The sequence below is a fragment of the Dactylosporangium sp. NPDC049140 genome (genome assembly GCF_040648435.1).
The window spans coordinates 79996-91185 of the sequence record NZ_JBEZDS010000047.1 but is presented as its reverse complement, the minus strand read 5'-3'; the positions used below and the strand labels follow the sequence as shown (position 1 = coordinate 91185).

Here is an 11190-nt window from a genome sequence, read left to right as displayed (position 1 = left end):
AAACGCCCGGTCCCATTCCGAACCCGGAAGCTAAGCCCTCCAGCGCCGATGGTACTGCACCCGAGAGAGTGTGGGAGAGTAGGACGCCGCCGGACAATCTTCGATCAAGGGCCGCCCGTTTGGGCGGCCCTTGAGTCGTTTACCGGGTCGAGCGCATAAGGCGTACCCCGGTCGGGAAGGATGAAGTCGTGAACGCAAAGCCACACGACGGCGACGGCCAGGACGGCGGCCCACGCGGGCCCCGTAGGGATGACTCCCGTTCTCGCGGCGGCGATCGGCCGCGCGGGAACTCTCGCGACGATCGGGCCGGCGGCGGGTCGCGCGACGACCGGGGCGGCCGGGGCGGTGAGGCTCGGGGCGGGCGTGACGGTGACCGTCCGTTCCGGGACCGGACCGAGCGGCCGAACCGGGATGGCGGCGGGTACCGCGGTGGCGACCGGCCTTCCGGGCCCCGTGATAGTGGAGCCCGTGGTGACCGGCCCTCCGGGTTCCGTGAGGGTGGCGCCGCTCGTGGTGACCGTGATGGTGGGGCGCCTCGTGGGGATCGGCCGTTCCGTGATCGGGACGGTGGCGGGTACCGCGGTGGCGACCGGCCGTCCGGACCCCGTGATGGTGGAGCTCGTGGGGACCGGCCTACCGGTGGCGGGTTCCGTGACCGTGGGGACCGGCCCACCGGTGGTGGCTTCCGTGACCGCGGGGACCGGCCCAGTGGTGGTGGGTTCCGGGATCGTGATGGTGGGGCACCCCGTGGGGATCGGCCGTTCCGTGATCGGGACGGTGGCGGGTACCGCGGTGGGGATCGGCCCGAGCGGCGTGACGGTGGGTTCCGTGGGGATCGGCCGGCCGGCGGGTTCCGTGGGGACCGTGACGGTGCGCCTCGTGGTGATCGGCCCTCCGGTGATCGGGATCGTGGGGATCGGCCCAGTGGTGGTGGGTTCCGTGACCGTGGGGATCGGCCTGCCGGTGGTGGGTTCCGTGACCGCGACCGTGGGGACCGGCCGACTGGTGGCGGGTTCCGCGACCGTGACCGTGGCGATCGGCCCAGTGGTGGTGGGTTCCGCGACCGTGGAGACCGGCCCGCTGGTGGTGGGTTCCGCGACCGTGGTGGGGATCGACCCACCGGTGGCGGGTTCCGTGGGGACCGTGATGGCGGTGCTCGTGGTGACCGGCCGTCCGGGTTCCGTGGGGATCGGCCCTCTGGTGGTGGCTTCCGGGATCGTGACGGTGGTGGGTACCAGAGGCGCGACCGTGATGGTGATCGGCCCTCCGGCGATCGTGATCGTGGGGATCGGCCCAGTGGTGGGTTCCGTGATCGTGGGGATCGGCCTGCCGGTGGTGGGTTCCGTGACCGCGACCGTGGGGACCGGCCCAGCGGCGGGTTCCGTGACCGTGGGGACCGGCCTACCGGTGGTGGGTTCCGCGACCGCGACCGGGGCGACCGGCCCAGCGGTGGATTCCGTGACCGTGACGGTGGGGACCGGCCCAGTGGTGGGTTCCGTGACCGTGGGGACCGGCCTACCGGTGGTGGGTTCCGCGACCGCGACCGGGGCGACCGGCCCAGTGGCGGTGGGTTCCGGGATCGTGACGGTGGGGATCGGCCCAGTGGTGGGTTCCGTGATCGTGGGGACCGGCCTGCCGGTGGTGGGTTCCGTGACCGTGATCGTGGGGACCGGCCCAGTGGTGGGTTCCGTGATCGTGGGGACCGGCCTGCCGGTGGTGGGTTCCGCGATCGTGATCGTGGGGACCGGCCCAGCGGTGGGTTCCGTGACCGTGACCGGGGCGACCGGCCCAGCGGTGGGTTCCGGGATCGGGACGCCGGTGGGGCTCAGCGGAGTGAGGGGCTGCGGCGCAGCGATGCCGGTGGGTACCGGCCGCGCACCAGTGACCCGGGCTTCGTCAGCAGTGAGGATGCCGGCGAGGAGACCGTCAGCCGCGTGGCCGACCCGGTGCTCGCCGACGACCTCGACCCGTCGGAGCTCGACCGTTCGGTGCGCTCGGAGCTCAGCTCGCTCGCGCGGCCCGTGGCGGAGGAGGTTGCGCGGCGGCTCGTGGCGGCTGGGCAGCTGATCGACGACGACCCGGAGCTCGCGCTCGCGCATGCGCTCGTTGCGCGGCGCAAGGCGTCCCGGATCGGGGTGGTTCGCGAGGCCGCTGGGCTTGCGGCGTACCACGCCGGGGAGTGGCAGACGGCGCTCGGGGAGCTGCGGACGTACCACCGGATGAGTGGGAAGCAGACCCACATCGCGGTGATCGCGGACTGTGAGCGGGCCCTCGGGCGGCCGGAGAAGGCGATCGACCTCTTCCGCACGGCGGACCGGGAGCGGCTCTCGGCCGAGGAGATCGTCGAGCTGCTCATCGTGGCCGCCGGCGCGCGTGGGGATCTTGGGCAGACGGACGCGGCTGTGGCGATGCTGCAGGTGCGCGAGCTCACCTCGGCGCCCGATGCGCCTTGGGCGGCGCGGCTGCGGTACGCGTACGCCGATGCGCTCCTGCGGGCCGGACGGCGCGAAGAGGCGCGGGAGTGGTTCGCCCGGGCCGCGGACCTCGACGAGGATCTGCGCACCGACGCGGCCGAGCGGCTGCTCGAGCTCGACGGCATCACGCTCGACGGTGACACGGACGAGGACGACGACGAGCTCGAGGACGGCGAGGCCCGCGGGGCGGCCGGCCCGCGCGACGGCGAGGACGACGAGGACGACCGCGAAGAAGACGACTACGACGACGAAGACGAAGACGACGACGATCGCGACGAGGACGACGACGACCGCGACGACGACTACGACGACGAAGACGACGAAGACGAAGACGACGATCGCGACGGGGACGACGACGACGAAGACGATCGCGATGACGACGATGATCGCGACGACGACTACGACGACGATGAGGACGACGTCCTCGACGACGAAGACGACGAGGACGCGGACGACTACGACGACGAAGACGACGACCTCGGCGATGACGAGGACGACGACGAGGACGACGACAACGAAGACGCCGAGACCGACGCCGACAGCGCTGGCGATGGTGAAGCTGTCGATGGTGCAGGCGAAGGCGACGAGAGCGACGCCGACGACGAGCCGGACGGCGATCACGTCGACCAGGGCGACGCCGACCGTGCGCCCGCCGAGCCCGAGGACGCCGTCGGCGACGACGAGTCCGACGGGGATCAGCCGGGCGGCAAGGACGGCGAGGGGAAGGGCAAGGCGTGAGCGACGCGCAGGCGGATGATCTGGTCGGGCACTACGACCTGGTGATCTTCGATCTCGACGGGGTCCTGTACCTCGTCGACCAGATCATCCCCGGCGCCGCCGAGGCGTGTGCGGCGCTGCGCGAGCGGGGGATCCCCAGCGCGTACGCGACGAACAACGCCTCGCGGCTGCCCGGCGACGTCGCGGCGCTCCTGACGCGGATCGGCATCCCCGCCGAGCCGCGCGAGGTCGTGACCTCGGCCCACGCGACCGCGCTGCTGATGGCGGAGCGGTTCGCGCCCGGTACCCCGGTGCTGATCCTCGGCGCGCCCGCGCTGCGCGAGGAGGTCGTCGGCGCGGGGCTGACGCCGGTGACCGAGGCCGAGGAGGCGCGGGTCGTCGTGCAGGGGTACGGGCCGGACGTTCGGATGCGCGATCTGGGTGACGCCGCCGTGGCGATTCGCGGCGGTGCGGCCTGGATCGCGACGAACGCCGACAAGACGCTGCCGTCGCCGCGCGGGCCGCTGCCCGGCAACGGGTCGCTGGTCGTGGCCATGGCCACGGCGCTGGGGCGGCAGCCGGACACCATCGTCGGCAAGCCCGATCCGAGCCTGTTCCTGGAGGCGGCGCGGGAGCGCAGTGCCCAGCGGCCGCTCGTGGTCGGGGATCGGCTGGACACGGACATCGAGGGCGCGTACCGGGCGGGGATGGACAGCCTGCTCGTGCTGACCGGGGTCTCCGACGCCGCGGAGCTGCTCGCGGCGCCGGTCGAGCGGCGGCCCACGTTCGTGGCCGAGGACCTCGGGGGGCTTTTCGAGCCGGCCCAGGCGGTGTCGCAGGGGCAGTCGTGGCGCGTCGAGGACCGCGACGGGCGGTGGGTGCTCGCGGGCGACGGACGCCGGGTCGAGGCCCTCAACGCACTGTGCCAGGTCGCGTGGGCGGCGGGAGAGGTGCGGCCCATCGACGGCGACGGCGAGGCCGCCGACGCCGCGCTGAAGTGGCTGAAACTGACCTAGAGCAGCTTCCGCAGCTTCAGCAGATCCATCATGCCGGCCTCGATCTTGATGCGGCCGCTCGTCCACGCCGACATGACGTTGAGCTGGCCGTTGACCAGGGCGAGCAGATCGTCGCTGGACGAGGTCAGCTTGATCTTCGCGCGCGGGTCGTCGCCGTCGGTGAGGTCGGTGATCTGGCCGCCCTGGAGCCGGCCGTGGAAGGCCACCTCGAGGTCGGTGACGCGGCAGGCGAGGGTCCGGTCGAAGTCGAGCTTCTCCCGGGCCTGCGCGGCGTTTGTGGCCAGCCGCTGCGCGAGCTTGTCCAGCGCGGCGCGACACTCGTCAACCGTGGCCATGCGCGAAAACCCCGTCTTTCTCCAAATCCGTGGAATGTGACGGTACCGTACGGCGTCACGGCACGCCCGGTAGCGTAATGGCGTACACCACTTGGAGGAGAGACGCAATATGGCTCAGGAAGCATGGCGGGCGTATCTGGAGCTCGCCTACGGCATGACCGAGGCCACCACGAAGAAGGCGACGAAAACGGTTCGGCGCCTGGTCGGCAAGAGCGGCGCGACCGCCGATCAGCTGCAGGCGATGGCCGAGGACCTGCTCAGGGCCGGCTCGGCGAACCGTGACGCGCTGACGAAGCTGGTGCGGTACGAGCTGGATCGTGCCCTCGGCGCCGTCGGCCTGGCCACCGCCGACGAGGTTTCGGCGCTCACGACGCGGGTGCACGAGCTCGAGGCGCAGCTCAAGGAGGCGACGATCGCCGCGGTGGCGCCGCCGCACGAGCCCGCCCCGCCGGTCGGCGCCGAAGTGATCGAGGAGGCCCCGGCGGTCGCCGCAGCGCCCGCGAAGGTCGTCGCGAAGAAGGCCGTGGCCAAGAAGGTCGCCCCGCCGGCGGCGGCGCCTGCGGCGCCGGCCAAGAAGGTGGCCGCCAAGAAGGCCATCGAGACCGTCGCGGCCGCGTCCGAGGTCGGCCCCGCGTCGGCCAAGCTGCCCGTGAAGAAGGCCACTCGCGCGCCCCGGAAGACCGCGTCATGACCGCCCCCGTGCCTGGTCCTGGCCCTGCGCCGGCGCCCGGGCCGCCCGGGGCGGGGGTCCTCGGCCGGGTCGATGCGGCGGTGGCGGCGGTCGGCGAGGTAGCGTCGCTTCCGCTGCGGCAGCAGGTTTCGGTCTACACCGACGCCCACCGCACGCTGCAGGAGACGCTGGGCACGATCGAGGAACGCTGAGCTTTCAGGGAGCTGCTGGCAGATGGCGCGCCGGAACCGACTCGACGCCGAGCTGGTGCGCCGGGGGCTGGCCCGCTCGCGGGAGCAGGCGGCCGCGCTGATCGCCGCGGGCCGCGTCGAGGTGCGGGGCACCGCGGCGGGCAAGGCGGCGGCGCAGATCGACCCGGCGGACCCGGTGCGGGTGCTGGAGGCGGCGGGGGACGAGTACGTCTCGCGGGGCGGGCACAAGCTTGCCGGCGCGCTGGACGCGTTCGCCGCGCTGCCGGTGCAGGGGCGCCGGTGCCTCGACGCCGGCGCGTCCACCGGCGGGTTCACGGATGTGCTGCTGCGCCGGGGCGCGGCCGCGGTCGCCGCGGTCGACGTCGGGTACGGCCAGATCGCGTGGTCGCTGCGTACCGACGAGCGGGTCGCGGTGATCGAGCGGACCAATGTGCGGACGCTGACGCCCGAGCAGATCGGCGGCGTGTGCGAGCTGACCGTCGCGGATCTGTCGTTCATCTCGCTGCGGCTGGTGCTGCCCGCGCTGGCGGCGTGCACGGCCCCGGGCGGTGACCTCGTGCCGATGGTGAAGCCGCAGTTCGAGGTGGGCCGGGAGGCGCTGGGCGACCGGGGCGTGGTGCGCTCGCCCGAGCTGCGGACCGCAGCGGTGCTCGATGTCGCCGCCGCGGCCGCCGGGCTCGGGCTCGGCGTGGCCGGGGTCGCGCGCAGCCCGCTGCCGGGGCCGCAGGGCAACGTGGAATTCTTCCTGTGGCTGCGCCGCGACGCGCCGCCGGTCGACCCGGCCGCGGTCCAGCAGATTGTCGAGGGAGTGGTGTCGGCATGAGCGGTCCGGAGCGCAGCGGAGGGGCCGCTCATCGTGTGCTCGGTTCCTCGTGCCGGCGCCGGAGCGAAGCGGAGGTGTCGGCATGAGCGCACGCGAGGCGTTGCTGGTCGCCCATACGGGCAAGGCCAGCAACAACGACCACGCCCGGACGGTGGCCTCGGACCTGCTCGACAACGGGTTCACGGTCCGCGTCCTCGCCGAGGAGGCCCGGGAGCTGGCCATTCCCCGGGCCGTGCCGGTCAGCGGGGAGGCGGCCGCGCAGGGCGCCGAGATCGTCTTCGCGCTCGGCGGCGACGGCACCCTGCTGCGCGCCGCGGAGCTGGCCCGGCCGGCGAAGGCGCCGCTGCTGGGGATCAACCTCGGCAAGGTCGGCTTCCTCGCCGAGGCCGAGATCGGCGACGTCGACAAGGCCGTGCGGGAGGTCGTCGAGGGCACGTACACCGTCGACGAGCGCCTCACCATCGACGTGACCGCCGAGCACTCGGGGCGGCTGGTCGGCAACTCGTGGGCGCTCAACGAGGTCACCGTGGAGAAGGGCGCCCGGGAGAAGATGCTGGAGCTGCTCGTCGAGGTCGACGGGCGGCCCTTGTCGCGGTACGGATGCGACGGCGTCGTCTGCGCGACCCCGACGGGCTCGACGGCGTATGCGTTCTCGGCCGGTGGGCCGGTGGTGTGGCCGGAGCTGGAGGCGCTGCTGCTGGTGCCGATCTCGGCCCATGCGCTGTTCAGCCGGCCGCTGGTCATCTCGCCCGACTCGACGATCACGGTGAACGTGGAGCCGTTCACCAGCTTCGCGCTGCTCTCGTGCGACGGGCGGCGGGTGATGGACCTCGCGCCCGGCTCGACGGTGACGGTACGCCGGGGAGCCCTCCCCGTCCGGGTGGTACGCCTGCGTGAGCGACCGTTCACGGACCGTCTCGTGGCGAAGTTCGGGCTGCCGGTGGAGGGCTGGCGTCACAACAAACGGCACGGCTGACGGCCCGGCTGAGTGGAGAACTGTCGTACCCCGCAGCTAGTGTTCCTCACGTGCTGGAGGAACTCCGCATTACCGGACTGGGCGTGATCGAAGACGCCACCCTGCCCCTCGGCCCGGGCCTCACGGTCATCACGGGCGAGACCGGCGCGGGCAAGACCATGGTCGTGACGAGCCTCAACCTGCTCTTCGGCGGCCGCGCCGACGCGGGGCGGGTGCGCGCCGACCCGGGCCGGGCCACCGTCGACGGCCGGTTGACGCTGCCCGCGCACGTGCGGGCCGCGGTGGAGAGCCGCATCGCCGACGCCGGGGCGGAGGTCGACGACGACGGCACGCTGCTCATGAGCCGGACGCTGACGGCCGAGGGCCGCTCCCGGGCGCACGTGGGCGGCCGCACGGTGCCGGTGTCGCTGCTGGGGGAGGTCGGCGAGCGCGTGTTCGCGCTGCACGGGCAGTCCGACCAGCTGCGCCTGCTGCGCCCGGCCGAGCAGCGGGCCTCGCTGGACCGTTACGCGGGCGCGGAGCACGAGAAGCTGCTGGGGCAGTTCGCGGAGCTGTACAACCGCTGGCGGGCCGTCGAGGACGACCTGGCCGACCGGCGGGCCAACGCGCGGCAGCGCAGCCAGGAGGCGGAGCTGCTCAAGCTCGGCCTCGACGAGATCACCCGCGTCGATCCGCAGCCGGGCGAGGACGAGCTGCTGCGCGAGGAGGCGCAGCGGCTCGAGCACGTCGAGGGCCTGCGCTCGGCCGCGCAGCTGGCGCACGTGGCGATGTCGGGGACCGGCGACGGCGGCGGCGACGACGTGGCCGACGTCCTGAGCCTCATCGCGACCGCCCGGCGGACCCTGGAGGCCCAGTCGGGCGTCGACCGGGTGCTGGGCGAGCTCGCGGCGCGCCTCGACGAGGTCGCCACGCTCGCCGGTGACGTCTCCACGGAGCTCGGCACCTACCTGGCCGCCCTCGACGCCGACCCGGGCCGGCTCGAGGAGGTCTACGAGCGGCGGGCGGCGCTGCGGGCGGTGACGCGCAAATACGCCGAGGACGTCGACGGCGTCGTGGCCTGGGCCGACCGTGCCCGCACGCGCCTGGCCGAGCTGGACACGTCCGACGAGCTGCTCGAGGAGCTCGACCGGGAGCGGCAGCGGCTGCACGGGGAGGTCGCGGAGCTGGCGGCGGTGCTGTCCGCGGCGCGGCACGAGGCCGCGGGCCGGTTCGCCGCCGACGTGACGGTGGAGCTGGCCGGGCTGGCGATGCCGCACGCCCGGATCGAGGTCGTGGTCGTGCCGAAGGCGGCCGGCAACGGGCCGAGCATCCCGACGGCGGCGGGCACGGACATCGGGGTCGGGCCCGACGGGTCCGACGACATCGAGCTGCGGCTGCTGCCGCACCCGGGGGCGCCGTCGCAGCCGCTGCAGAAGGGCGCTTCGGGCGGCGAGCTGTCGCGGGTCATGCTGGCCATCGAGGTCGTGTTCGCCGGGGTCGGCGGGCCGCCGACGCTGGTGTTCGACGAGGTCGACTCCGGGGTGGGCGGCACGGCGGCAGTGGAGATCGGCAAGCGGCTGGCGCGGCTGGCCCGCGATCACCAGGTGCTGGTCGTGACGCACCTGCCGCAGGTGGCCGCGTTCGCGGACCGCCATCTGGTGGTGGCGAAGGACGTCGGGGGCGCGGTGACCACGAGCGGTGTGACGGTGGTCGAGCACACGGACCGGGCGAGGGAGCTCGCCCGGATGCTGGCCGGCCTGCCCAACTCCGACCTGGGCATCGCCCACGCCGAGGAGCTGCTGTCGGTCGCGGATCGGGAGAAAGCGCAGGCGTAAGGCGCGCGACGCCTCGCGTTTGATCCGTCGCTCTACGTTTAGATCGTGATTGATGCGGTCGCTGCGTCGCCCTGGGTGCTGCTCGCGGTCTTCGTGATCGCGGGCCTCGACTCGCTGGTGCCGCTGTCGCCGAGCGAGACGACCCTGATCACGGTGTCGGTCCTCGCCGGGGCGACCGGCCGGCCGTTCATCGCGCTGGTGATCCTGGCCGCCGCGGCCGGGGCGTTCGCCGGGGACACGGTGGCGTACCGGATCGGCACGCGGCTGGGGCGGCGCAGCCGCGAGCGCGAGATCTACGCGTGGGTGCGCCGGACGCTTGACGCGCACGGCGGGCAGGTCTTCGTCTTCGCGCGCTGGCTGCCGGGCGGGCGCTCCGCCTCCGCGCTGGCCGCCGGGGTGGTCGGATACCCGGCGGCGCGCTTTCAGGCCTGGACTGCGCTCGGGGCGAGCCTCTGGGCCATGCTGGCCGGGCTCATCGGGTACGGCTGCGGGATCTATTTCGACGGGACCCTCTGGAAGGCACTGCTGTCCGCCTATGCCGGGGCGGCCCTGCTGCTGGTCGCCGCGGAGGTGTTCCGCCGGGTCTCAGCGGCGGCCGACGAGCAGGTTGACGCGGGTGCCGACGGGAGCGACGGTCAGGGCCAGGGTCGACTGCTCGAGTACGACCATGGCGCCGGTGGGTCCGATCTCGCGGATCACTCCGAGCTCGAGTCCGGCGGCACGTAGGGCGGCGGTGGCCTCCGCCGGGGTCTTGCCGGCGAGGTCGGGGACGCGGGTAAGGCGCATGGACGGTAACGTCTCCATGCAGACGTGAGTGGGTCCCGGCCGTCGCAAATACGCGCTTCGAGTGTCAGGTGGGCGACACCCGAGATGGGTGACCGGCGTCACGCCGGAACGTGAAATGGGGCGTTCCACCTGCACGTGGACATGTCGTACGCGGCTTTCGGGCGGCGTCCATGCCAGGATGGGTGTGATGCGACTTCCAACCTTGCGCCGCACCCGGTCCGCCGAGCCGGGTGCCATCGCCGGCGTCGTGCGGCTTGATCGGCGGACGAAGCGCCTGGTGGGGCGGCTGCGGCCGGGAGACATCGCGGTCATCGACCACGTGGACCTCGACCGGGTGGCGGCCGACTCGCTGGCCGCCTCCGGAGTGGCGGCCGTGCTCAACGCGAAGCCGTCGGTGTCGGGGCGGTATCCGAACCTGGGCCCGGAAGGGCTGATCAAGGCCGGCATCCCGCTCGTGGACGACCTGGGCGAGGAGCTGTTCGACCGGCTCCGCGAGGGCGAGTCGGTGCGCATCGAGGGCGACACCGTCTACGTCGGCGAGGAGGCCGTGGCCAAGGGCGTGCGGCAGGACGCCGACACGGTCGCCGAGGCGATGGCCGACGCCCGCGAGGGGCTGTCGGTGCAGCTGGAGGCGTTCGCGGCCAACACGATGGAGTACCTCAAGCAGGAGCGCGCCCTCCTGCTCGACGGCGTCGGCGTGCCCGAGATCCAGACGCAGATCGCCGGGCGGCACTGCCTCATCGTGGTGCGCGGCTACGACTACAAGGCCGACATCGACGTGCTGCGGCCCTACATCCGCGAGTACAAACCGGTCCTGATCGGTGTCGACGGCGGCGCGGACGCGCTGGTCGAGGCCGGGTACACCCCGGACATGATCATCGGCGACATGGACTCGGTAAGCGACGACGTGCTGCGCTGCGGGGCCGAGATCGTCGTGCACGCCTACCCCGACGGGCGCGCCCCGGGCCTGGCCCGGGTGCAGCGGCTCGGGGTGGAGGCGATCACCTTCCCGGCCGCGGCGACCTCCGAGGACATCGCGATGCTGCTCGCCGACGAGAAGGGGGCCTCGCTGCTGGTCGCGGTCGGCACCCACAACACCCTCATCGAGTTCCTCGACAAGGGTCGCGGCGGGATGGCCTCGACGTTCCTGACCCGGCTGAAGCTCGGCGGCAAGCTCGTCGACGCGAAGGGGGTCAGCCGGCTGTACCGCCAGAGCCTCTCCGGCTCCTCGCTGATCCTGCTCCTGGCCTCGGCGATCGCCGCGATGGCCGCCGCGCTCGCGGTCACCACGATCGGCCGGGCCTACCTGAGCGTCATCGCCGAGTGGTGGGACAACCTGATCTTCACGCTGTTCTCGTAGACGGGGC

General features: G+C 73.1%; 10 protein-coding genes, 1 rRNA gene and 1 pseudogene. 10 read left to right on the top strand and 2 right to left on the bottom strand.

Annotated features, from left to right (window positions below; translation table 11 throughout):
• From rrf to AB0B76_RS46400, 3 genes are all read left to right on the top strand, one after another.
• Nucleotides 1-95, top strand: a 5S ribosomal RNA gene (gene rrf / locus AB0B76_RS46410); the annotation flags it as partial.
• Between the two features lie 1839 nt (nucleotides 96-1934).
• Nucleotides 1935-3212 carry a hypothetical protein gene (locus tag AB0B76_RS46405; protein ID WP_360388603.1) on the top strand — a complete coding sequence of 426 codons (1278 nt, stop codon included), beginning with the start codon at nucleotides 1935-1937 and terminating at the stop codon, nucleotides 3210-3212.
• Nucleotides 3209-4207, top strand: a complete 999-nt coding sequence (locus AB0B76_RS46400; protein ID WP_360388601.1) for an HAD-IIA family hydrolase — start codon at nucleotides 3209-3211, stop codon at nucleotides 4205-4207. The genes AB0B76_RS46405 and AB0B76_RS46400 overlap by 4 nt, the downstream gene beginning before the upstream one ends.
• Here the strand turns inward: AB0B76_RS46400 and AB0B76_RS46395 are convergent.
• A complete protein-coding gene (locus AB0B76_RS46395) occupies nucleotides 4204-4542 on the bottom strand; it encodes an SCP2 sterol-binding domain-containing protein (RefSeq protein ID WP_360388598.1) in 339 nt (112 codons plus the stop codon). The genes AB0B76_RS46400 and AB0B76_RS46395 overlap by 4 nt on opposite strands.
• 109 nt (nucleotides 4543-4651) lie before the next feature.
• Between AB0B76_RS46395 and AB0B76_RS46390 the strand changes: the two genes are divergently transcribed.
• The 6 genes and pseudogenes from AB0B76_RS46390 to AB0B76_RS46365 all read left to right on the top strand — a co-directional run.
• Nucleotides 4652-5233 (top strand): hypothetical protein, encoded by a 582-nt coding sequence (locus tag AB0B76_RS46390; RefSeq protein ID WP_360388595.1) that lies wholly within the window; start codon nucleotides 4652-4654, stop codon nucleotides 5231-5233.
• Nucleotides 5230-5424, top strand: a complete 195-nt coding sequence (locus AB0B76_RS46385; protein WP_360388593.1) for a hypothetical protein — start codon at nucleotides 5230-5232, stop codon at nucleotides 5422-5424. The genes AB0B76_RS46390 and AB0B76_RS46385 overlap by 4 nt, the downstream gene beginning before the upstream one ends.
• A 22-nt stretch (nucleotides 5425-5446) precedes the next feature.
• Complete coding sequence (locus AB0B76_RS46380; RefSeq protein ID WP_360388590.1) at nucleotides 5447-6247, top strand: TlyA family RNA methyltransferase; 801 nt, start codon at nucleotides 5447-5449, stop codon at nucleotides 6245-6247.
• Nucleotides 6248-6329: 82 nt separating this feature from the next.
• Nucleotides 6330-7223: an NAD kinase gene (locus AB0B76_RS46375; protein ID WP_360388587.1), complete on the top strand. Its 894-nt coding sequence runs from the start codon at nucleotides 6330-6332 to the stop codon at nucleotides 7221-7223.
• A 50-nt stretch (nucleotides 7224-7273) separates the two neighbouring features.
• On the top strand, nucleotides 7274-9037 hold the full coding sequence (recN, locus tag AB0B76_RS46370; protein WP_360388585.1) for a DNA repair protein RecN: 1764 nt from the start codon (nucleotides 7274-7276) through the stop codon (nucleotides 9035-9037).
• Between the two features lie 45 nt (nucleotides 9038-9082).
• Nucleotides 9083-9508: pseudogene (locus AB0B76_RS46365) on the top strand (VTT domain-containing protein); the annotation flags it as partial.
• A gap of 114 nt (nucleotides 9509-9622) precedes the next feature.
• On the opposite strand, the gene AB0B76_RS46360 reads toward AB0B76_RS46365, so the two are convergent.
• On the bottom strand, nucleotides 9623-9823 hold the full coding sequence (locus AB0B76_RS46360) for a PASTA domain-containing protein (protein WP_360388582.1): 201 nt from the start codon (nucleotides 9821-9823) through the stop codon (nucleotides 9623-9625).
• Between the two features lie 187 nt (nucleotides 9824-10010).
• On the opposite strand from AB0B76_RS46360, the gene steA reads away from it, so the two are divergent.
• Nucleotides 10011-11183 (top strand): putative cytokinetic ring protein SteA, encoded by a 1173-nt coding sequence (gene steA / locus AB0B76_RS46355; RefSeq protein ID WP_360388580.1) that lies wholly within the window; start codon nucleotides 10011-10013, stop codon nucleotides 11181-11183.
• Nucleotides 11184-11190: the final 7 nt, after the last annotated feature.

What these genes read in the sequence shown, in the direction of transcription:
- AB0B76_RS46395 (WP_360388598.1), bottom strand. Translation starts at nt 4,542, where the DNA reads ATGGCCACGGTTGACGAGTGTCGCGCCGCGCTGGACAAGCTCGCGCAG.
- AB0B76_RS46390 (WP_360388595.1), top strand. Translation starts at nt 4,652, where the DNA reads ATGGCTCAGGAAGCATGGCGGGCGTATCTGGAGCTCGCCTACGGCATG.
- AB0B76_RS46385 (WP_360388593.1), top strand. Translation starts at nt 5,230, where the DNA reads ATGACCGCCCCCGTGCCTGGTCCTGGCCCTGCGCCGGCGCCCGGGCCG.
- AB0B76_RS46380 (WP_360388590.1), top strand. Translation starts at nt 5,447, where the DNA reads ATGGCGCGCCGGAACCGACTCGACGCCGAGCTGGTGCGCCGGGGGCTG.
- AB0B76_RS46375 (WP_360388587.1), top strand. Translation starts at nt 6,330, where the DNA reads ATGAGCGCACGCGAGGCGTTGCTGGTCGCCCATACGGGCAAGGCCAGC.
- AB0B76_RS46360 (WP_360388582.1), bottom strand. Translation starts at nt 9,823, where the DNA reads ATGCGCCTTACCCGCGTCCCCGACCTCGCCGGCAAGACCCCGGCGGAG.
- steA (WP_360388580.1), top strand. Translation starts at nt 10,011, where the DNA reads ATGCGACTTCCAACCTTGCGCCGCACCCGGTCCGCCGAGCCGGGTGCC.